The sequence below is a fragment of the Azospirillum sp. TSH20 genome, assembly GCF_003115935.1.
In the GTDB taxonomy this organism is placed as follows: domain Bacteria; phylum Pseudomonadota; class Alphaproteobacteria; order Azospirillales; family Azospirillaceae; genus Azospirillum.
Map to the genome: position 1 here is coordinate 25,519 of NZ_LGQU01000042.1, position 20,116 is coordinate 45,634.

The 20,116-nt window shown below is 68.6% G+C and carries 23 protein-coding genes, 1 tRNA gene and 1 riboswitch; of the genes, 13 read left to right on the plus strand and 11 right to left on the minus strand.

Translation table 11 applies throughout. The features are described from left to right. The first annotated feature begins 80 nt into the window (after window positions 1-80). The 4 genes from hrcA to ribB all read left to right on the plus strand — a co-directional run bounded on the left by hrcA (window position 81) and on the right by ribB (window position 3,354). The gene (gene hrcA / locus TSH20_RS11540) at window positions 81-1,121 is read left to right on the plus strand and encodes a heat-inducible transcriptional repressor HrcA (protein ID WP_085090505.1); all 1,041 of its coding nucleotides are present in this window, start codon (window positions 81-83) and stop codon (window positions 1,119-1,121) included. A 54-nt stretch (window positions 1,122-1,175) separates the two neighbouring features. Beyond that, window positions 1,176-1,778, plus strand: a complete 603-nt coding sequence (grpE, locus tag TSH20_RS11545) for a nucleotide exchange factor GrpE (protein ID WP_109074868.1) — start codon at window positions 1,176-1,178, stop codon at window positions 1,776-1,778. Between the two features lie 157 nt (window positions 1,779-1,935). Continuing rightward, a complete protein-coding gene (locus TSH20_RS11550) occupies window positions 1,936-2,301 on the plus strand; it encodes a response regulator (protein WP_109074869.1) in 366 nt (121 codons plus the stop codon). A gap of 90 nt (window positions 2,302-2,391) precedes the next feature. Next, a riboswitch (FMN riboswitch) is annotated at window positions 2,392-2,542 on the plus strand. Window positions 2,543-2,691: 149 nt separating this feature from the next. Beyond that, window positions 2,692-3,354, plus strand: coding sequence for a 3,4-dihydroxy-2-butanone-4-phosphate synthase (gene ribB, locus TSH20_RS11555; protein ID WP_109074870.1), 663 nt, complete (start codon window positions 2,692-2,694; stop codon window positions 3,352-3,354). A gap of 38 nt (window positions 3,355-3,392) precedes the next feature. Here ribB and TSH20_RS11560 read toward each other — a convergent pair whose 3' ends face one another. The 6 genes from TSH20_RS11560 to TSH20_RS11585 all read right to left on the minus strand — a co-directional run bounded on the left by TSH20_RS11560 (window position 3,393) and on the right by TSH20_RS11585 (window position 7,974). Next, on the minus strand, window positions 3,393-4,277 hold the full coding sequence (locus TSH20_RS11560; RefSeq protein WP_109074871.1) for a DUF1848 domain-containing protein: 885 nt from the start codon (window positions 4,275-4,277) through the stop codon (window positions 3,393-3,395). Window positions 4,278-4,340: 63 nt separating this feature from the next. Then, entirely contained in the window at window positions 4,341-4,898 is a 558-nt protein-coding gene (locus TSH20_RS11565; RefSeq protein WP_109074872.1) for a NifU family protein, read from the minus strand. 195 nt (window positions 4,899-5,093) lie between these two features. Beyond that, window positions 5,094-5,615 carry a universal stress protein gene (locus TSH20_RS11570; RefSeq protein ID WP_109074873.1) on the minus strand — a complete coding sequence of 174 codons (522 nt, stop codon included), beginning with the start codon at window positions 5,613-5,615 and terminating at the stop codon, window positions 5,094-5,096. An 18-nt stretch (window positions 5,616-5,633) separates the two neighbouring features. Further along, window positions 5,634-6,404, minus strand: a complete 771-nt coding sequence (locus TSH20_RS11575; protein ID WP_109074874.1) for a TIGR02186 family protein — start codon at window positions 6,402-6,404, stop codon at window positions 5,634-5,636. Continuing rightward, a complete protein-coding gene (locus tag TSH20_RS11580; RefSeq protein WP_109074875.1) occupies window positions 6,401-7,318 on the minus strand; it encodes a sulfite exporter TauE/SafE family protein in 918 nt (305 codons plus the stop codon). The genes TSH20_RS11575 and TSH20_RS11580 overlap by 4 nt, the downstream gene beginning before the upstream one ends. Before the next feature lie 125 nt (window positions 7,319-7,443). Beyond that, entirely contained in the window at window positions 7,444-7,974 is a 531-nt protein-coding gene (locus tag TSH20_RS11585) for a hypothetical protein (protein ID WP_109074876.1), read from the minus strand. A 139-nt stretch (window positions 7,975-8,113) separates the two neighbouring features. On the opposite strand from TSH20_RS11585, the gene TSH20_RS11590 reads away from it, so the two are divergent. Continuing rightward, on the plus strand, window positions 8,114-8,593 hold the full coding sequence (locus TSH20_RS11590; protein ID WP_109074877.1) for a hypothetical protein: 480 nt from the start codon (window positions 8,114-8,116) through the stop codon (window positions 8,591-8,593). Between the two features lie 90 nt (window positions 8,594-8,683). On the opposite strand, the gene TSH20_RS11595 is transcribed toward TSH20_RS11590, so the two are convergent. After that, window positions 8,684-9,682, minus strand: a complete 999-nt coding sequence (locus TSH20_RS11595; RefSeq protein WP_109074878.1) for an adenosine kinase — start codon at window positions 9,680-9,682, stop codon at window positions 8,684-8,686. 166 nt (window positions 9,683-9,848) lie between these two features. On the opposite strand from TSH20_RS11595, the gene TSH20_RS11600 reads away from it, so the two are divergent. The 4 genes from TSH20_RS11600 (at window position 9,849) to TSH20_RS11615 (ending at window position 13,408) form a co-directional block, all read left to right on the plus strand. Next, window positions 9,849-10,307: a helix-turn-helix domain-containing protein gene (locus tag TSH20_RS11600; RefSeq protein ID WP_109074997.1), complete on the plus strand. Its 459-nt coding sequence runs from the start codon at window positions 9,849-9,851 to the stop codon at window positions 10,305-10,307. Continuing rightward, window positions 10,304-11,560 carry a beta-ketoacyl-ACP synthase II gene (gene fabF / locus TSH20_RS11605; protein ID WP_109074879.1) on the plus strand — a complete coding sequence of 419 codons (1,257 nt, stop codon included), beginning with the start codon at window positions 10,304-10,306 and terminating at the stop codon, window positions 11,558-11,560. The genes TSH20_RS11600 and fabF overlap by 4 nt, the downstream gene beginning before the upstream one ends. A gap of 122 nt (window positions 11,561-11,682) precedes the next feature. Beyond that, a complete protein-coding gene (locus TSH20_RS11610) occupies window positions 11,683-12,378 on the plus strand; it encodes an EI24 domain-containing protein (protein WP_109074880.1) in 696 nt (231 codons plus the stop codon). A gap of 136 nt (window positions 12,379-12,514) precedes the next feature. Further along, window positions 12,515-13,408, plus strand: coding sequence for a polymer-forming cytoskeletal protein (locus tag TSH20_RS11615; protein WP_109074881.1), 894 nt, complete (start codon window positions 12,515-12,517; stop codon window positions 13,406-13,408). A 99-nt stretch (window positions 13,409-13,507) separates the two neighbouring features. On the opposite strand, the gene nth is transcribed toward TSH20_RS11615, so the two are convergent. Further along, complete coding sequence (gene nth, locus TSH20_RS11620) at window positions 13,508-14,143, minus strand: endonuclease III (protein WP_109074998.1); 636 nt, start codon at window positions 14,141-14,143, stop codon at window positions 13,508-13,510. Window positions 14,144-14,450: 307 nt separating this feature from the next. Here nth and TSH20_RS11625 point away from each other — a divergent pair, with 307 nt between their 5' ends. Next, window positions 14,451-14,927, plus strand: a complete 477-nt coding sequence (locus TSH20_RS11625) for a hypothetical protein (protein WP_109074882.1) — start codon at window positions 14,451-14,453, stop codon at window positions 14,925-14,927. Window positions 14,928-14,980: 53 nt separating this feature from the next. Beyond that, window positions 14,981-15,568: a DUF2244 domain-containing protein gene (locus tag TSH20_RS11630; RefSeq protein WP_109074883.1), complete on the plus strand. Its 588-nt coding sequence runs from the start codon at window positions 14,981-14,983 to the stop codon at window positions 15,566-15,568. 32 nt (window positions 15,569-15,600) lie between these two features. On the opposite strand, the gene TSH20_RS11635 is transcribed toward TSH20_RS11630, so the two are convergent. Further along, window positions 15,601-16,065: a low affinity iron permease family protein gene (locus TSH20_RS11635; protein ID WP_109074884.1), complete on the minus strand. Its 465-nt coding sequence runs from the start codon at window positions 16,063-16,065 to the stop codon at window positions 15,601-15,603. A gap of 110 nt (window positions 16,066-16,175) precedes the next feature. Further along, window positions 16,176-18,509 carry a mechanosensitive ion channel domain-containing protein gene (locus TSH20_RS11640; protein WP_247871310.1) on the minus strand — a complete coding sequence of 778 codons (2,334 nt, stop codon included), beginning with the start codon at window positions 18,507-18,509 and terminating at the stop codon, window positions 16,176-16,178. Between the two features lie 247 nt (window positions 18,510-18,756). Between TSH20_RS11640 and TSH20_RS11645 the strand changes: the two genes are divergently transcribed. Beyond that, window positions 18,757-19,470, plus strand: coding sequence for a sulfite oxidase-like oxidoreductase (locus TSH20_RS11645; protein WP_247871311.1), 714 nt, complete (start codon window positions 18,757-18,759; stop codon window positions 19,468-19,470). 72 nt (window positions 19,471-19,542) lie between these two features. Further along, window positions 19,543-19,619, plus strand: a tRNA-Arg gene (locus TSH20_RS11650). Between the two features lie 14 nt (window positions 19,620-19,633). Here TSH20_RS11650 and ybaK read toward each other — a convergent pair. Continuing rightward, window positions 19,634-20,116 (minus strand): Cys-tRNA(Pro) deacylase, encoded by a 483-nt coding sequence (ybaK, locus tag TSH20_RS11655; protein ID WP_199230777.1) that lies wholly within the window; start codon window positions 20,114-20,116, stop codon window positions 19,634-19,636.

Genomic DNA, 20,116 nt, shown 5'->3' on the forward strand with positions numbered 1-20,116 from the left:
ACCTGCCTAAATTCGGACCGGTTGACGGAACTCCCGTTCCGTAGCCGACCAGCCCGAACAGAGCCCGACCGCCCTAGCCCATGATCAACGAGCTGAACCAGCGATCGCGCGAGATTTTCCGGCTGATCGTCGACGCCTATGTCGCGTCCGGCGAACCGGTCGGCTCGCGCACGATCTCCAGGCGGCTTGGCATGGCCTTGTCGCCCGCGACCATCCGCAACGTGATGGCCGACCTGGAGGAGCAGGGGCTGCTCTACGCCCCGCACACTTCGGCCGGCCGCATCCCGACCGACGCCGGCCTGCGCATGTTCGTCGACGGCCTGCTGGAGATCGGGTCGCTGACCGAGGACGAGCGCGCCTCGATCGAAGCGAAATGCTCCGCCTCCGGCCGTGCCTTCGCCGACGTGCTGGGCGAGGCGTCGACCATGCTGTCCGGCCTGTCGCACTGCGCCGGGCTGGTGGTGGCGCCGAAGACCGACCGGCCGCTGAAGCATATCGAGTTCGTGTCGCTCGGCCCCGGCCGCGCCCTGGTCGTCCTGGTGAACGAGGACGGTCTGGTCGAGAACCGGGTGATCGAGGTGCCGATGGGGGTGCCGACCTCCACCCTGCAGACGGTGTCGAACTTCCTCAGCGCCAAGCTCGCCGGCCGCACGCTGGACGAGGCGCGGCAGGAGGTCCTGCAGGAGATCGAGCAGCAGAAGACCCAGCTGGACGAGCTGTCGCGCAAGGTGGTCGCCGCCGGTCTGGCCACCTGGGCCGGCAGCGGCGGGTCGAACGCCGGCCAGCTGATCGTCCGCGGCCAGTCCCGCCTGCTGGAGGACGTCACCGCGCTCTCCGACCTGGAGCGGGTGCGCGGCCTGTTCGAGGCGCTGGAGACCAAGGAGACGATGCTGCGCATGCTGGACGCCACCGGGCGCGGCGACGGCGTGCAGATCTTCATCGGCGCGGAGAATGTGCTGTTCAGCCATTCCGGCTGTTCGATGATCATCTCCCCCTTCCAGAACAGCCGGGAACAGGTGATCGGCGCCATCGGCGTCATCGGCCCGACCCGCATCAATTACGCCCGCATCATTCCGCTGGTGGATTACACCGCCAAGGTGGTCAGCCGGCTGATTGGCTGAGCGCCGCCTCCCTCACTCACTCCGCCTTTTGACGAAGCAAGAATTGAGAAAACCATGAGCGAAGAGCAGAACAAGCCCTCCGACGCCACGGTGGAGCCGACCGAGGCCACCGCCGAGACCGCCGCCGCCAACGCTGCGGAAACCGGCTCGCCCGAGGACCGCGTCGCCAAGCTGGAAGCCGAGGTCGCCAGCCTGAAGGACCAGCTTCTGCGCGCCATGGCGGAGACGGAGAACACCCGCCGCCGTGCCCAGCGCGACCGCGAGGACGCCAGCAAGTTCGCCGTGTCCAGCTTCGCCAAGGAACTGGTGTCGGTCGCTGACAACCTGCGCCGCGCGCTGGACGCCGTCCCGGCCGAGGGCCGCGAGCAGGACGAGATGCTGAAGGGCCTCGCCGTCGGCGTCGAGGCGACCGAACGCCAGCTGTTCGCCGCCTTCGACCGCGCCGGCATCAAGAAGCTGGACCCGGCCGGCGAGCCGTTCGACCCGAACTTCCATCAGGTGATGTTCGAGATCGAGAACACCGGCAAGGCCGCCGGCACCGTCGTCCAGGTCCTTCAGCCCGGCTACACCATCCACGGCCGCCTGCTGCGCGAAGCGATGGTCGGCGTCGCCAAGGGCGGTGACGCCGGCGGCCAGCACGTCGATACGAAGGCGTAACAATATAGCCTCGGCAAAGCCTCCGGTTCAGCGGTTCAGCCGCCGGGCCGGGGGCTTTTTGTTGCCGGGATAGGGGATGCCAGCGGTTGACGGTGGACGGGAAATTGCCTAGGGCTTTCCCCTTAATTCTTTCGGCCGTATAAGCGGAGCCGCGTTCATGCCCAAAAGCGTTCTGACCGTCGACGATTCCAAGACCATCCGCGACATGGTCGGTTTCACGCTGAAAGGCGCCGGCTATGAGGTGGCGGAGGCGTCGGACGGCAATGCCGGCCTCGCGCTCGTCAACCAGCGCAAGTTCGACTGCATCATCACCGACCTGAACATGCCGGGCCTGGACGGGCTGGCGCTGACCCGCGCCATCCGCGCCTCGGCCCTCAACCGTGCCACCCCGGTCCTGCTGCTGACCACCGAAGCCGACCCCGCCAAGAAGTCCGCCGGCCGCGAAGCCGGCGCCACCGGCTGGCTGGTGAAGCCGTTCAACCCGGAAAAGCTGGTTGAGACGGTGCGGAAGGTTTGTCCGTAAAGCCTGTGCGCACCCGTCACCCGCACCCTTGACAGACACCACTCCGCCCACGAAGCTGAGGCCGCCGTCCGCAAACGGGCGGCGACATATGCTTGTTCTCAGGGCAGGGTGAAACTCCCGACCGGCGGTATCCCTTCAATTGAAGGGGAGCCCGCGAGCGCCCGTGGCACCCGCCACGGGGACAGCAGACCCGGTGCAAGGCCGGGGCCGACGGTTACAGTCCGGATGGAAGAGAATGAGCTGGCTACGCAGCCACCCATGCCGGGCGTAAAGCCTGGGCCGGGGTGCCGGCGATGGCTTGCGCCGACACCGTGGATGCATTGCTTCCCGATGCCGGAGGATCTCTTTTGCGCCCTGATTCAGGCTCGCCCAATCTTTGGAGTGAGAACCATGAATCAGCCCCAGACCCATGATGGCCTTCTTTCCCGTTTCGGTACGCCGGAAGAGCGGATCGCCCTCGCAGTCGAGCGCATCCGCAAGGGCGGCGGAGTCATCGTCGTCGACGATGACGACCGCGAGAACGAAGGCGACATCATCTACCCGGCCGATGCCATCACCATCGACCAGATGGCCTTCCTGATCCGGACCTGCAGCGGAATCGTCTGCCTGATCCTGCCGGAAGAACGACTGGAAAGGCTCGATCTTCCGCCGATGGTGTCGGCCAACAGCGCTCGCTTCGGCACTGCCTTCACGGTGTCGATCGAGGCCCGAACCGGCGTCACCACCGGGGTGTCGGCCGCCGACCGCGTCACCACCATCCGAACGGCCATAGCTGAAGATTGCCGGCCGGAGGACCTGGCGCGGCCGGGCCATGTCTTCCCGATCCGCGCCAATCCCGGCGGCCTCGCCGCCCGCCGCGGCCATACCGAGGCCACCATCGACCTGATGTTCCGGGCCGGCCGCAAGCCCGCCGGTGTCCTGTGCGAGGTGATGAACCCCGACGGCACAATGGCCCGCCTGCCGGAGCTGGTTGCCTTCGCCGTGGAGCACGATCTGCCCATCGTCAGCATCGCCGATCTGGCCGGCGACCATCTCCTGCGTTCAGTAGCGTGAGGGAAGCGGCCCCGCCTGAACGGGCGGGGCCGTCACTCTCAGGCGGTGGCCGACCGCCGCGCCACCAGAAACTCCCCCTCCGGGTCATGCGTAGCGAACCGCCGCTGCGCCGTCCCGCGGTCGGCAACCGCATAACAGTAGACGCATCCGTGCGGACAGCTGTCGTAGTCGCCGATGTCGCGGCTCTCCGCGCACAGGCAGCCGGGCCGGTTTCCCTTTTCCCTTGCCGCCACCGCATTTCCCGCGACGTCCGACAGCCGCAGCGCATCGACGCAGCGGGCGGCCGCCGTGCCGGGCGTACCGACCAGTTCCGGCTGGGTGCAGAGCGTCAGCGCCATCCCCTCCCCCGCCGCGATGCCGGCCAAGTCCGCCAGCAGCGCACGTTTCTCCTCCGCTTCCGGATCACGCCAGCCGATGCCGGCGGCGGCGAGATTGCGGGCGGTCTTGCGGTAGGGCTGGAGGAAGGACACCACCACCTCGTCGGTCACCCCGCGCAGCGCACGCGAGATCCGGGCGAAGGTCTCGCGGTGCCAGTCCGGCGGCGTGGCCTCGGTCAGCGCGATGGGATCGTAGCGCCAGATCGCAGCCCGCGGTCCCCAGCGCTCGCGCACCCGCGTCATATGGCCGACCGCCGTCTCCCAATCGGGGACCGAGCGTTCCAGCGCGGTGGGCAGGCCGGTGATGCTGTACTGCACGATGAAGGGAAAGCCCCGCTCCGCCACGCTGTCGAGCGCGCCGAGGAAGGGTCCGAGATTCTTGGTCCAGAAGATGAAGCCGTCGACCGCGGGCCGGGTCAGGTCGATGCGGTAGGTCTGGCCGCCATAGGGATTGACCATCCGGCAATAACCGGCGTCCAGGCGGTTCAGGAACCAGCGCCCGTAGAAGGCGGGAATGTCGGTCTTGTAGCTGGCGGAGATGATCATGGTGCCAGCATGGGAATGCCGGCCCGCCGCATCAAGGGCGGACCGGCATAACCGGAGAGCGGATTACTGGACCGCGCGCACTTCGACCACTTCGGGGATGTAGTGGCGCAGCATGTTCTCGATGCCGTGCTTCAGCGTGGCGGTCGAGCTGGGGCAGCCGGAGCAGGCTCCCTTCATCGCCAGATAGACGACGCCGCGCTCGAAACCCTGGAAGGTGATGTCGCCGCCGTCCTGGGCGACCGACGGGCGGACGCGGGTGTCCAGCAGCTCCTTGATCTGCTCGACGATCTCCTCGTCGTCAGCGTTGGCCGCCGCGGCATGGCCGTCGCCGCCGTCTTCCAGCAGGACCGGGCGGTCGGCGGTGAAATGCTCCATGATGACGCCGAGGATCGACGGCTTCAGCAGGAACCAGTCGCGCGCGTCGGTCTTGGTGATGGTGATGAAGTCGGCGCCCAGGAAGACGCCGACGACGCCGTCGATCTCGAACAGGCGCTGGGCGAGCGGCGAACGGACGGCGTCCTCGCGGCTGGTGAAGTCGGCGGTGCCGCGTCCGAGCACGTCACGCCCCGGCAGGAACTTGAGAGTCGCCGGGTTGGGCGTCTGCTCGGTCTGAATGAACATGGTCTGGTCCTCCATCGGCGGCGGAATGGAACCGCCGGCGCGCCCGGGATCGGGACGCGGAACGATTGGGGGAAATTTGGGCCGAAACGCCGGGCGGATCAAGGACCCCGGTTGTGTGGGTATTCGGCATCCGGCATGCGCGCTCTGACCGTGGCCCCTATCCTTACTTACGTGCCCCCACTTACGTGCCCCCACTTACGTGATCGCGTCCAGCGCCTCGTTGCTGAGCCCGCCGGGCACGATGGTCAGCGGGATGCGCAGCCGCCCCAGCCCGCGCCCGGTGTAGTAGGAGATCAGCGGACCGGGGCCTTCGGGATCGGTGCCGGCGGCCAGCACCAGGATGGAAATGCTCGGCTCCTCCCCGATCAGGGCCAGCACCTCCTCGGTGCGGTTGCCTTCGCGGACATAGAGCGCCGGCAGGGTGCCGGTCAGCTGGTTGACCTCGCGCGCCAGCTTCTGGAGCATCTGCTCCGCCTCGGCGCGCTGCTCCTCGCGGATCAGGTTCTCCACCGCCAGCCAGTGCTGCATCTCGCCTTTTTCCAGGACGGTCAGCAGCGCCACCTTGCCGCCCGACTTGCGGGCGCGCAGGCAGGCATAGCGGAGCGCCACCTTCAGCTCCGGGCTGTCGTCGACCACCACAAGGAAGATGCGCACCGGCTTGGGAGCCGGTGGCTGGGCGGGCGTTTCCGGCGTCGTGGACTGGGTCGCGTCGCTCATCTCGATCACCCTCTCGGCTTAGATCCGGCGGAATGCGGCGCCGGCCGCCCAGCCGGCCGCGATGGCGCCGATGACGGCGGCCACCCCGTAGATGACCGGGCGGTTGCGGGCGAAGTCCGACACTTCGGCGCTGAACCCGATCTTGGACACCACCAGCGGCGTGGTCTGGGCACTGACCACGTCGCCGTCGCGAATCAGCAAGGCTTCGACATTGTACAGCCCGGTCGGGACGTTGGCTGGAAAATAGATGTTGGTGCGGAACAGCCGTTCGCCCAAAAAGGCGACCTGCCCCATGGAAATGGCGTAGAGCCCCTGGCGCTGCTTGTTGCGGATCAGCGCGCTGCGGTAGGCGGCAAGCTCTTCCGGCGGCAGGCTGGCGTCGGCCGGCAATTGCAGCTGCGGCAATCCCAGCTGTTGGCGCTCCAGAACCGGGCGACCGACCAGCTGGTCGAGCGGGCGGCTGACCGCCACCGTGTAGAAGCTCGGCACCTGCTCGAAGCGCACGCTGTCGGTGTTCATCCACATGCCGGCCACCCGCTGCTTGCGGCGGACGGTGGCGGGGCCGCGCGGACCGGTGACGACGATGGCGACGTCACCCGCCCCGTCGGTGGTGCCGAACAGCACGACCTCCGTGCCGGTGAAGCCGGTGGTGATGGCGATCAGGTGGCTGGACAGGTCGGCGACCAGCTGCTGCGCCCACACCGTCGCCGCGACCGTGCCGCCCAGCAGAAGACCGGCCAGCGCCGCGGCGGCCTGGATCAGCCTGCGTTTCGTCCGCCCCGCCATCATCTCAACCCCGTGGTCAGGGTGAACAAATCGTCGGGGCGGGAGAACAGATCCCAGGCCAGCTTCAGCGCCACCGCGACAACGATGGTCGCCAGCGCCAGCCGGGCGGTTTCGCCGCGCAGGCGGCTGCCCGCCTTCGTTCCGAACTGGGCGCCGATCACGCCGCCGATCAGCAGCAGTAGCGCCAGCATGGCGTCCACCGTCTGGTTGGTGGCGGCCTGCAGCAGGGTCGCCGCCGCGGTGGTGAAGATGATCTGGAACAGCGAGGTCCCGGCGACCAGCCCGGCCGGCATGTTCAGCAGATAGATCATCGCCGGCACCAGCAGGAAGCCGCCGCCGATCCCCATGATCGCCACCAGCATGCCGCCGACCGCCCCGATCCCCGCCGGCAGCAGGGCCGAGATGTACAGCTTCGACCGCTGGAACCGCATCTTGAAGGGCAGGCCGTGCAGCCAGATGTGGCGGTGCAGCTTGCCGCGTTTCGCCGTCGGCGCGCGGCGGCGCAGGATGGCGCGGCTGCTCTCCACCAGCATCATCCCGCCGATGGTGCCCAGGAAGAAGACGTAGGACAGGGTGATGGCGATGTCGATCTGGCCCAGCCGCTGAAGGATGCCGAAGATCCACACCCCAACCGCGGTGCCGACCACGCCGCCGGCCAGCATCACCACCCCCAGCTTGACGTCGACGTTGCCGCGCCGCCAATGGGCCAGCACGCCCGACACGCTGGCGGCGACCAGCTGGTTGGCCTGGGTGCCGACGGCGATGGCGGGGGGAACGCCGATGAAGATCAGCAGCGGCGTCATCAGGAAGCCGCCGCCGACGCCGAACATCCCCGACAGGAACCCCACGAGCCAGCCCATGCCGAGCACCAGCAGCGCGTTGACCGACATCTCGGCAATCGGCAGGTAGACTTGCATGAATCGGCAATCTGTCGGGATGTTCAGGATGGGCGGCGGGACCGGCAGCTTACCCGAGCCGACGCTGTGGCGGAAGACCGCAGAGCCGGCCTTTGGGGCTGGAATCCCGGCGCAAGAGGGAGGTATCAGGGCACCGGCGCGTGGAAGAAGACCTTGAAGCCGGCCTTGTGCGGAAAGACGTGCTCCGCCTCGCGCCGGGCGGACTGCAGGTCCAGCGCATGGACCAGCACCCGGTTGTCGTAACGCCAGACCGGGTTCACCGGCTTTCCTGCGGCGCGGGCGGCGGTGGCGACGGCGGTGTCGTACTGCACCTCCGCCCGGAAGGCGCGGCGATTGCCTGCAGGCAGGCCGAGGATGTGCAGGAAGACCGGCGGTTCCTTGTCCACCGCATCGATCTGGCGCTGAAGATGGGCGACCCGCTGTTCGGCGGCCGACAGCCGGCCCTTGGCCTCCTCCAGCCGGCAGGTCAGGTCGGCCAGCGCCTCGGTCTCCGCGCGCTGGCGTTCCTTCAGGGGCACCACCGACTGGCGCAGTCGGTCCAGCCCGGCAACCCGGTCCCAGCTGCGCCGGATGCCGACCCAGCACAGGTGGCACAGCACCGCCAGAGCCGCCACCAGCGGAACCGCCGAGTCGAGGATCGTCCGCACCGCCTCCATCACCACCCCATCGCCTGGCCCATTCCTGGGCCCATCGCTTGGCCCATCGTCCCGATGCCCGGGCATCCGCCCTTGGCACGCCCGTTGCTGCAGCGCCGGCGCAAGCACGCAAGGAGCGTGCCGAAGGAGCGGAGGGACAATGAGCGCGCAGACGCCGCTGCTGCTCGTGCTGGAAATGGTGATCCTGATGGCCTGCCTCAGCTGGATCACCGTATCCATTCTGCGGATCGGCAACCGGATCGCCGCCGTCCAGCGCCGCCGCTCGCAGCTGCATCAGGGACGGACGGAGCTGACCCAAACCACCGAGTCGCTGCGCCGCGACATGCGCCACCAGGAGACGGAACTGCGGCAGGCTGAAGAGGCCATCGCCGTACGCAACGGCCAAGCGGTGGAACTGCAGACCCGGCTGAACGACCTGCGCCGGCAGGGGCCGCGCGAATACACGCTTTTCAACGGACGCTTCGGAGAGAAGGACCGGCTGTGGCTGCTGACCGTCCCGCGACCGGACCGGCCGGAGCGCTGGGCGGTGGCCGCCCCCGACAGCGGGACGGCGATGGCGCTGCTGTGCGCCAGGACCACGGTGCCGGAACGTCCCGTGATCGATGACCAGTTGAATTGACCCCCAAACGGAACCGGCCGCAGTTGCAGAATGCAACGCGGCCGGCAACGTCTTCGCGATTTGACGCGCAAATCGCGCTCCAGGGACGGCTTACGCCAGCAGGCCCTTGGCGGCGACCAGCTCGCGCAGGTTCACTTCCGGCCGGGCGCCGACATGGCTGATGATCTCCGCCGCGGCGACGGCGCCCAGACGGCCGCAGACCGCCGGGGACAGGCCGCGGGTATGGCCGAACAGGAAACCGGCGGCATAGAGGTCGCCGGCGCCGGTGGTGTCGACCACCCGCTCCACCGGCTCGGCCGCCACCTCGACCACTTCGCCGCCGGAGACGATGACGGCGCCCTTCTCGCTGCGGGTCAGCGCCGCGGTCTTGCCCAGACGCTTCACCGCCGCCAGCGAGTCCTCGAACCTGTCGGTGCCGTAGAGGGCGCCGATCTCGTGCTCGTTGGCGAACAGGATGTCGACGTGGCGCTCCACCAGATCGACGAACTCGGCATGGTGGCGATGGACGCAGAAGCTGTCGGACAGCGACAGCGACACCTTGCGGCCGGCGGCGTGCGCGATCTCCGCCGCCTTGCGGAAGGCCTCCTTGGCGCGGGGCGGATCCCACAGATAGCCTTCCAGGTAGGTCACCTGCGACCCGGCGATCAGCGCCTCGTCGATGTCCTCCGGCCCCAGTTCGACGCAGGCGCCGAGATAGGTGTTCATGGAGCGCTGGGCGTCCGGCGTGACCAGGATCAGGCAGCGCGCGGTCGGCGCTCCGCCCAACAGCGGCGCGCTGTCGAAGGAGACGCCGGCGGCGCGGATGTCGTGGCGGAACACGTCGCCCAGCTGGTCCTTGGCGACCTTGCCGATATAGGCGCCGCGCCCGCCGAGCATGGCGATGCCCGCCATGGTGTTGCCGGCCGAGCCGCCGGAGACTTCGACGCCAGGTCCCATCCTGCCGTACAGCTCCTCCGCCCGGGCGGCGTCGATCAGCGTCATCGCCCCCTTCTCGATGGTGTTGGCGGCGAGGAAGGCGTCGTCGGCGTGGGCGATCACGTCCACAATGGCGTTGCCGATGCCGGTGACGTCGTAGGCAGACGTGGCCATGGGTTCTCCTGAGGGATCTTGCGGTAAGGGCGAAATTGCGGCGCGAGTATAGCCGCCGCCACCCGCATCACAAGTGCGGCCCCTGGAAGCACGTCCGATGTTCCCCGGCCGGGCCGCCGATATCGGTTACTTGCATGATGAAAGTTACCATGCGACAGTCGCCGCCATGCGACGCACCCGGCTGACCGACTTCCCCTGCCCCATCGCCCGCGGCCTCGATGAGGTCGGGGAATGGTGGTCCCTGCTGATCCTGCGCGACGCGATGCTCGGCCTGACCCGCTTCGACGAGTTCCAGCGCAGCATCGGGCTCGCCACCAACATGCTGACCCGCCGCCTGCAGGCACTGGTGGAGGCCGGGCTGCTGGAAAAGCGACCTTATCAGGAACGCCCGCTGCGCCACGGCTATCACCTGACCGACAAGGGACGGGATTTCCTGCCGGTGCTGATCGCCATGGCCGACTGGGGCGGACGCTGGCTGCTGCCGGACGGAGCGTTCCGGCTGGTCGACCGCGAGACCGGCCTTTCGGTCGAACCGGTGCTGGTCGACCGCAACAGCGGCGAACCGATCCGGCCGGACCGGCTGCGTCCGGAATTGACGATCCCTGAAAAGGACGAAACCGAATGAGACGAGTCGTGGTCACCGGCCTTGGCGCCGTCACTCCGCTCGGGGCCGGCGTGGCGCCGAGCTGGCGCGCCGTGCTGGACGGCCGAAGCGGCATCCGGGCGGTGAGCGGGGTCGATGCCGCCGACCTGCCCTGCCGCATCGCCGGCCAGGTGCCGGACAGCGGCGACGCCGCCTTTGACGCGGATGCGGTGGTACCGCCCAAGGACCAGCGCAAGATGGACCGCTTCATCCTGCTGGCGCTCGCCGCCGCGGACGAGGCGGTGGCCGACGCCGGCTGGCGCCCGGCGGACGCGGAGGCGCAGGAGCGCACCGGCGTGATGATCGGCTCCGGCATCGGCGGTCTGCCGGGCTTGGCGGAGGCGGCGCTGACCCTGCACGGGAAGGGGCCCCGCCGCATCTCACCTTTTTTCGTGCCGTCGACCCTCATCAACCTTGCATCGGGCCACGTGTCGATCCGCTACGGCTTCCGCGGACCGAATCATGCCGCCGTGACCGCCTGTGCTACGGGGGCGCACGCAATCGGCGACGCGGCCCGGCTGATCGCGTTGGACGATGCCGACGTCATGCTGGCCGGCGGCAGCGAGGCGGCGATCTGCCGCCTCGGGATTGCGGGCTTCTGCGCCGCCCGCGCGATGTCGACCGGCTTCAACGACGACCCGGCCCGCGCGTCCCGCCCCTGGGACCGCGAGCGCGACGGCTTCGTCATGGGTGAGGGGGCCGGCGTGCTGGTGCTGGAAGAGCTGGAGCATGCGAAGCGGCGCGGGGCCACGATTTATGCCGAGGTCACCGGCTATGGTCTGTCGGGTGATGCCTACCACATCACCTCCCCGGCGGAGGACGGCAACGGCGCCTTCCGCGCCATGCGCGCCGCGCTGAAGCGGGCGGGGCTGGCGCCCGACGCCGTCGACTATGTCAACGCCCATGCCACCTCCACCCCGGCCGGCGACCCGGTGGAGATCGCGGCGGTCAAGCGCCTGTTCGGCCCGGCGGCGACAAGCCTTTCCATGTCCTCGACCAAATCGGCGACCGGCCATCTGCTGGGAGCGGCGGGCGCCGTGGAGGCGATCTTCGCCATTCTGGCCCTGCGCGATCAGGTGGCCCCACCCACCCTGAACCTGGAAGCGCCGTCGGAGGGCTGCGACCTGGACCTCGTGCCGCTACGGCCGAAGGAACGGCGCATCCGCCATGTCCTGTCGAACAGCTTCGGCTTCGGCGGAACCAACGCCGCACTGGTGTTCGGCCCCGCACCGTAACGGGAGAGCGACACGGGGGACTGGAACCCGACAGCCGGCCACCGTAGATATGCGGGCGGCAGCAGCAGCCATGCACTGCCGCCCCGCACCGCCGTTAAGCCCCACCGCCTTACGGACCGCCGATGATCCGCGCCCTCGTGCTTGCCTTCGCCCAGCTGTCCGACCCGCGCGTGCGCCGGGTGGTGTGGACCGGGGTGCTCGTTTCGGTGATCGCCTATGCCCTGCTGGCCGGCGGCGCATGGTGGGCGCTGTCGGTGACGCCGCTGACCGGCTATGGCTGGGTCGATGCCACCATCGACGTGCTGGGCGGGCTGGGGGTGCTTGTGCTGGCGTGGCTGCTGTTCCCGGCCACCGTCGGCACGGTGTCGAGCTTCTTCCTGGACGAGGTGGTGGAGCGGGTGGAGGCGCGGCATTACCCCGCCCTGCCTGCCCCCCGCCATGCCGGCTGGCTGGAGGAACTGGCAACGGCGTTGCGGTTCCTGCTGCTGGTGCTGGCGATCAACCTGCTGGCGCTGCCGGTCTACATCTTCGCGCCCGGCCTGAACCTGATCGTCTTCTACACCGTCAACGGCTATCTGCTGGGGCAGGAATATTTCGAGATGGTGGCGCACCGCCGGATGGACCGTGCCACGGCGCGGGCGATGCGGCGGGCACGGCCGCTGAAACCTTTTTTGGCCGGGACCGTCATTGCCTTCCTTTCGACAATCCCCTTCGTCAATTTGCTGGTCCCGGTCGTCGCCAGCGCCTTCATGGTTCATGTCCTACAGTCCATGTCGGCTCCCCTTGCGGCGGGCCGGACGACCGTGATACGCCGCTAGGCGGCACGGCCGCACGCCGTCGCCTGCCCGGACACCGACTGTGGCGCCCGCCTTCCCGGCGGCACGCTTCCGGCACCGGGCCTTTCGACTTCCAGGCCATCCCGCCACCCGCATGTCCAGATTGGGGGAACCGCTCATGCTGTTCGGACGAAAGACACCGCCCGCCGCTCCCAAGGCCGACAGTCCCGTCCCGCCGCAGCCGGGTGTCCGTCCGTACACCCCGGGCGAGCCCGGCGCCGTCTCGTCGCCGCTCGCCTCCCTCAACAATCCGGCACAGGCTCCAGGACACCATCCGGCATCCGCCCCGGTATCCGCCGTGGCGGCCGGAGACGCCGCACCCAGCATGGCCCATGCCCTGACCGATCCGCAGAGCGCCTCTCCGGCCTATCCCGACATGCCTTCCGCCTCGAAGGGACCCGACATGAACAGCATCCCCAAGCCCCCCTCCGCGCCGTCCATGCCAGGTGCCGGCTTCAAGCCCGACGTGCCGCGCCGGGTCGTCGACATGCCGGGCTCCGCCCCGCGCCAGCCGTCGATCCCCGTCGCCACCCCGGCGGCGGCTCACGCAGCCCAGGCGCCCGTCCAGGCTCCGGCCGCCCAGGCCCCGATGGCTCCCGCCATGCCGGAGCAGCGCCGCCTGACCGTCGGCCGCGACATCTCCCTGACCGGCGAGATCGGCTCCTGCGACGTGCTGGTGGTCGAGGGTACGGTCGAGGCCAAGCTGCGCGAAGGCCGTTCGGTCGAGATCGCCGAGAGCGGCCTGTTCAAGGGCTCCGTCGAGATCGAGGAGGCCGACATCGCCGGCCGCTTCGAGGGTGACATCTCCGTCCGCGGCCGTCTGACCGTCCGCTCCACCGGCAGGATCACCGGCTCGATCCGCTTCGGCGAGCTGGCGGTCGATGCCGGCGGCCAGCTGATCGGCGACATCCAGCTGTACAGCGCCAAGCCCGCCGCCGCTCCGGCGCCGGCCGCCGTTCAGGCGCCGGCCCAGGCTCCCGTCGGGCAGGTTCCGGCGGCCGAGGCCGTCTGAACCGCTTTCCGAAGCGCGAGGTACGCAAAGCAACGCCCGGCTGGCTCCCGCCATGCCGGGCGTTTTGCGTTTCGGACAGTTCGCCTTCCGGGTTGCGGATCAGGCGATGATCTTGTCCTTGAAGCCGCAGAGGTCGGCGACCGGGCAGATCGGGCAGTCGGGCTTGCGCGCCTTGCAGACATAGCGGCCGTGCAGAATCAGCCAATGGTGGGCATGGCGGCGGTAGAGCTTCGGCACCGCCTTCACCAGCTTCGCCTCCACCGCGTCCGGCGTCTTGCCGGGAGCCAGCCCTGTGCGGTTGCCGACGCGGAAGATGTGGGTGTCGACCGCGATGGTCTCCTCCCCGAAGGCGACGTTCAGGACGACGTTCGCCGTCTTGCGGCCCACGCCGGGAAGCTGTTCCAGCGCCTCGCGGTCGCGCGGCACCTCGCCGCCATGGCGCTCGATCAGCAGTTCCGACAGGCGGATGACGTTCTTGGCCTTGGTGTTGAACAGGCCGATGGTCTTGATGTACTGGCGCAGCCCTTCCTCACCAAGCGCCACCATCTGCTGGGGCGTGGTGACGACCTTGAACAGCGGACCGGTCGCCCTGTTCACGCCGACGTCGGTGGCCTGGGCGGACAGCACCACGGCGACCAGCAGCGTGTAAGGATTGACGTATTCCAGCTCGCTCCGGGGTTCCGGGTTGGCGGCGGACAGGCGGCGGAAGAATTCCTGGATGGCGGCGGGCTTCATGGCCGCCACCATAGCCGCAACGGCCGGGCTTGCGCCAGAGGCGGGGCGTGCCGTCACGATCGGATGGCGGCCAGTCTTGAGCCCCAGTCTTGAGTTGGTGTTCAAACTGCAGCGTTGCGTCGCAATTTGCGACAAAAATTGGAGTAATTGACGTCAATCGAACAGATTTGGTCGCAGGAATCCCGCTTTCCGGCTCCTTCGGCGGTGGCGTATGATTTGCTAACTGCCAAGGCACCGTTTGAACGCCGTCAATCGAACCACGGATCTTCCGGGTTGTGGCGTTCGGATCGGATAAGGGTATTTCGAAATGAGCGCGTCTTATCTTGTGGAAATAAAGGACTGGGGCCTGCATGTCCGGTTGCAGGGCACCCTGTCGATGGAGCAGCGCGACGCCGTCGCCCGGCAGGTGGAGGTGCACTGCGCCAACCTGGGCGCCCGGGGCACGCCATGGAGCAGCCTCGTCGAATTCGACCGCTTCGAGGCCGATGGGTTCCGGCCGGAGATCGTCGTCGCCCTGATGAAGCTGGCGCGACGCTGCGGCCAACTGCGCTGCGCGGTGGTGATGACCGACTGGGACTGGGCCTCGGTGATGGCCGATGCGATGATCGCGGCGGGCACCGACGATCAGGCGCGGATTTTCGTCCAGGCCAAGGTGACGCCGGCCGACGGCGACCTTGCCGGAGAGTTTGACGGCGGACCGGCGGCCGATTTCATCGGTATGGACAGCGCCATGGCCTGGGTGCTGAACGGCGGCGCGGTGCCGATGGTGTCGAAGGCGGCATAACCCCGTCTTCGTCACGGTTTTTTGCCGGCCTCCGCTGGGTTAGGATGGCGGCCATGCCCATCGACATCAGCGGCCCCCAGCCTGATGGCCAGCCCGGCGACGGCCCCGCCCCTGCGGAGAGCGGCGGCGGAAGCGGTGCCGTGCGCGTGTTCTTCGACGCCATCCTCCATCCGCACCGCAGCCTGGGCCGCAACGGCTTCCGGGTCCTGATGGGCGTGGTGGTGATGATGAACCTGATCGTGGCCGGCATCTTCGTCTCCCATGGCGCCTGGCCGGTGGTGCCCTTCTGCGGGCTGGACGTGCTGGCGCTTTGGCTGGCCTTCCGCGTCAGCTACCGCTCCGCCCGCCAGTATGAGCGGGTGCAGCTGACGGAGAGCGCGCTGACGGTGCAGCGCGTCCACTGGAAGGCGCCGGAACGCCGCTGGTCCTTCCATCCCTACTGGCTGCGGATCACCCATGACGAGCATGCCGACCACGACCGTCGTGGTCCGGCCGGGCAGGTCACGCTGAGTTCGCATGGCCAGTCGGTGGGGGTCGGGTCCTTCCTGTCGCCGGCCGAACGCTCCAGCTTCGCCCGCGCGCTGGACGATGCACTGCGCGCTTGGCGCCGTCCGCCCTGCCCGCCGGCGCCCGCCGGATAAAGCCTCCTACCGCCGATCCGACGGAATGCCTTTTATCGCCGATCCGATGGATCGGGCACCCCGCGTTCGTCGAGTTCCTCGTCCACCTCGCGTTCGACGGCGCGTTCCACCTTCTCGTCGATGCGATGGTCCAGGCACTCGGCCGTCTTGGCGAGGTGTTCGAAGCTGCGCTTCACCTTGGCCAACTCGGTTTCAGGCATCTCCTCCAGGTCGATCATGCCGTTGCGGGCGGAGTGGGTGGCGCGGATCAGCTCGTCCAGCTTCAGATGGATGGCCTGGGTGTCGCGGTTCTGGGCGTTCTGGATGATGAACACCATCAGGAAGGTGACGATGGTGGTGCCGGTGTTGATCACCAGCTGCCATGTGTCGGAGAAGTGGAACAGCGGCCCGGTCAGGCCCCAGAGCAGCACGACCGCGAAGGCGGTGACGAACGCACCCGGCCGACCGGACTGACGCTCCATCCAGCGGGCGAAACGGGAAAAGGCATCGCTGAGCATTTTGCAGCACGCTCCGATTCATCGGACGGACAAAGGAGAACGCCCGGCAATGCCGGGCGGTTCCCTTTCCGGTACAGTCGGAGCTTGGCCCTTGGTTGGGGCCCTGGCGGTCAGGACCCCTGGCTGAGCGCCTCCGCCAGCGCACGGTCGTGCGGGTTCTGGCCGACGACCAGCTGCATCGACTGGGTCGGCATGGCGATGTCCAGCTCGTCGAACTTCTTCTTCAGCAGGCGGTTGAACTCGCGGGTGACGCCCCACTGACGGGTCGGGCGGGTCTTGAACTGGGCCAGGATGTTGATGCCGGTGTCGGACAGCTTGTCGACGCCCAGCACCTCCAACGGGTTCAAGATGTCGGCGGCGAACTGCGGCTGCGCCTGCACCTCGGCACCGGTCTCCTTCAGCACGGCGATGATGCGGTCGGGATCCTCGCGGTTGGACACCGTGACGGTGAACAGGGTGACCGAGAAGTCCTTGCTCATGTTCTTCACGGTGGTGACGGCACTGAAAGGCACGGAATGGACGGCGCCGGCCCCGTCGCGCAGGCGGATGGAGCGGATGGAGATCGCCTCCACCGTACCGGAATGGCCGCCGCCGACATCCACCACGTCACCGACCGACACCGTGTCCTCGAACAGGATGAACAAGCCGGTGATGATGTCCTTGACCAGTGTCTGCGAGCCGAAACCGATGGCCAGACCGACGACACCGGCACCGGCCAGCAGCGGCGCGATGTTGACGCCCAGTTCCGACAGGGTGATCAGCGACACCATCGTCACCAGCAGGATCAGGAAGGCGTTGCGCAGAAGCGGCAGCAGCGTGCGCATGCGGGCGCTGCGCTCGATGCGGGCGCCGTTCTTGTCGGTGGCGCGCAGCAGATGCTCGATCAGCGCGCTCACCACCTCCCAGGCGATGATGGCGCCAGCCAGCAGCAGGCCGATGGAGATGGCGCTGCCGACGATGCGGCGGCCGGCGGCCGACTCGACCAGTCCCAGCGTGTCGACGCCCCAGCCGTTCAGCGCGGCCCCCAGCGCCACCAGCCAGATGATGACCTTGCCGATGCGCTGGACGATGGGAAGATAGTGGAAGGCGCGGGTGTGGAGCTGTGGCAGGTTGCCGGCCAGCTCGCGGTTCATGGTCAGGCCGCGACGCAGCGTCCGGTTCAGCCCGGTCACCAGCAGCCGCGCCACCACCACCGACAGCACGGTCACGGCGGTGCCGCGGGCCAGATACTCGAAGCCGCCATAGACGTTCAGCACCCACACGCCCAGCGTCACCACGACATAGAGGATGGCCAGCACGTGCCAGATCTCGGCGAAGCGGCGGCGGGCGGTGCGCAGGACCGCCCCCTGCCCTTCCGCCTCGCGCCGGGCGGTCGCCAGCGGGTCGCCGTCGCCCGACAGCGGGTTGCCGCGCATCCACTCGGCGACGCCGACGCGGTTCTGCAGGATCAGCGCGATCAGCATGCCGGCGATCACCACGCCCAGCAGCTTCAGCAGCGCGCCGTAGGCGCCCAGCGGCAGGCCCAGCACATAGGCGCCCTCCGCCAGGAAATAGCCGTAGACCGCGACCGCGATCAGCCGGCGCGACCAGATGTAGCAACGCCGCGCCCCGGCCTCGCTGGTGTGGACCAGCCGCAGGTTCGGCGCGTCCGGCGCGAACAGCATGCGCACCAGGATCAGAATCGCCTGGGTGATGACGGTGGCGTTCACCACCGCCAGCGCCACCAGCCGCACGCGCGGCGCCGGTTCGGTCACTGACAGGATCGTATAGGCGACGACGATGAAGCCCAGGATCGGCGCCAGCTCCAGTACGGCGCGGCCCAGCAGCATCGGAATGCGCAGCAGGGCGGAGCCGACATGGCGGGCCGCCATCGCCCGTCGCGGCCGGCTGAGCAGCCAGGCGATTCCGCGGGCCGCCACCGCGCCGATGCCGAGGATCATCGCCAGCTGGATGCCGATCTGGACCCAGCGGTCGCGGGCGGTGTCGTCCTGCGCCTGCCGCTGGACCCAGGACAGTGCCCCCGGCAGGTCGGAGAAGACGTTGGCGACCTGCACCAGCTGGCGGCTGACCACGTCCATCCGCGCCGCCAGGAAGGAGAGCGCGCGGGCGCCGAGGGTCTGCGGCAGCGCCGACTCGCCCTCGGCTTCCTTGGCCTGGGCGAGGCCGCGCTGGGCGGCGATCAGGTTGCGCAGCTGGCTGACCAGCTGTGTGCGCGCATCCTGGTTCTCCAGCGTGCCGACCAGCGCCTCCAGCTGCTGCACGGTCCCCTCGTCGACCACCACCGGGGCGGTGGAGGCTGGGGCGGCGGCACCGGCCGCCGGGGCAGCGGCCGGAGCGGCGGCGGCCGGTGCCGGCGACGCGGCCAGCGCGGCGGATCCCGCCAACCCCGCTCCGGCGAGCAGAGCCGCGAGCAGCAGGACGGCGAAGCCGCCGGACAAAAACAAACGCCAGCCCCGTGCAAGGGCGGGTGCGGCAGGCGTTGCGGACCGGATCATCGGCAAATCACTCGGCTGGTCTTCGGAAAGCGGTGGCAAACAGCGGCAAAGCGGAACCCTGGCGCGGAACTGTGGCTCCAATATGCCGGGCTTCGGGAAGTTAGTTCTCCCGCTTCCGCTTGCCAACCCGACTGTCTGTTCCTTTTTTAAGCGGGACCCCTGCCGGAAAAGCCGGAATCGGAGAAAAGGACGAGCCATGAACGACACACCCGCCGGATCGGACGGAAGCAGCGGATTGGAACCGGATCAACGGATCGGGCAGGACGGCGCCATCCGCGACAAGCTGGTCGCCACCAAGGAGCAATGGGCACGCGACGGCCGCGCGCTGACCGGACAAGCCGCCGACCCGGCGCGCGACCGGCTGCCGCCCGGCCAGCGTCTGGTGACCGACTGGCCGGTGCTCGACCTCGGCATCACGCCGAAGGTGACGACCGCCAACTGGACGCTCGCCGTCGACGGGCTGGTGGAGAACCGGCTGTCCTGGACCTGGGAGGATTTCCAGGCCCAGCCGCAGGACAGCTTCGTCTCCGACATTCACTGCGTCACCACCTGGTCGCGCTACGACAACCGGTGGGAGGGCGTCAGCGCCCGCCGCCTGCTGGAACTGGCCCGGCCGAAGCCGGAGGCACGCTTCGTCGTCTTCCATTCCTTCGACGGCTACACCACCAACGTCGCGCTGTCGGACTTCGACGACGAGGGCGTGCTGCTCGCCACGACCTGGGAAGGCCAGCCGATCAGCCGCGACCATGGCGGGCCGGTGCGGATCGTGCTGCCCAAGCTGTATTTCTGGAAGAGCGCCAAGTGGGTGAAGCGGATCGAGCTGCTGGCAAGCGACCACAAAGGCTATTGGGAAGTCCGCGGCTACAACAACCACGCCGACCCGTGGCTGGAGGAACGCTATTCCGACTGACGCCGTGAGGAGGCGCTTCCCCCAAAAGCCACTTTCACCTTGCCGGCGAAACCGTTAAGGTGCCGCGCAAGTGGCCCCGTAGCTCATCAGGATAGAGCGCGAGTTTCCTAAACTTGAGGCAGCAGGTTCGAGTCCTGCCGGGGTCACCACCACCGTTCCGGTTTCAGTGCGCGACGATGGCGCAGACCGTCGCCTTCGTCGCCTTGGCCAGATCGGCCGGGGCCAGCACGATCTGCAGGCCGCGCCGGCCGCCATTCACCACCATTTCCGGCAGCGCTTCGGCGCTCGCGTCGATGAAGGTCGGCAGCGCCTTCTTCTGGCCCAGCGGGCTGATGCCGCCGACCAGGAATCCCGTGGTTTTTTCCGCCAGCGCCGGGTCGGCAAGGTCGGCCTTCTTCGCCTTCGCTGCCGCGGCGATGGCCTTCAAATCCAGCTTGGCCGCGACCGGGATGACGGCGCAGGCCAGCGCCTTGGGTTCAAGCTGGACGATCAGGGTCTTGTAGACGATGGCGGGATCGAGCCCGAGCGATTCCGCCGCGTGAAGCCCAATGGCGTCGGCCGACGGATCGTATTCGTATTCCATCAGCCGGAAGGCGACGCCAGCCGCCTTCGCCGCATTGACCGCCGGTGTCACCTTCGCCGCCAT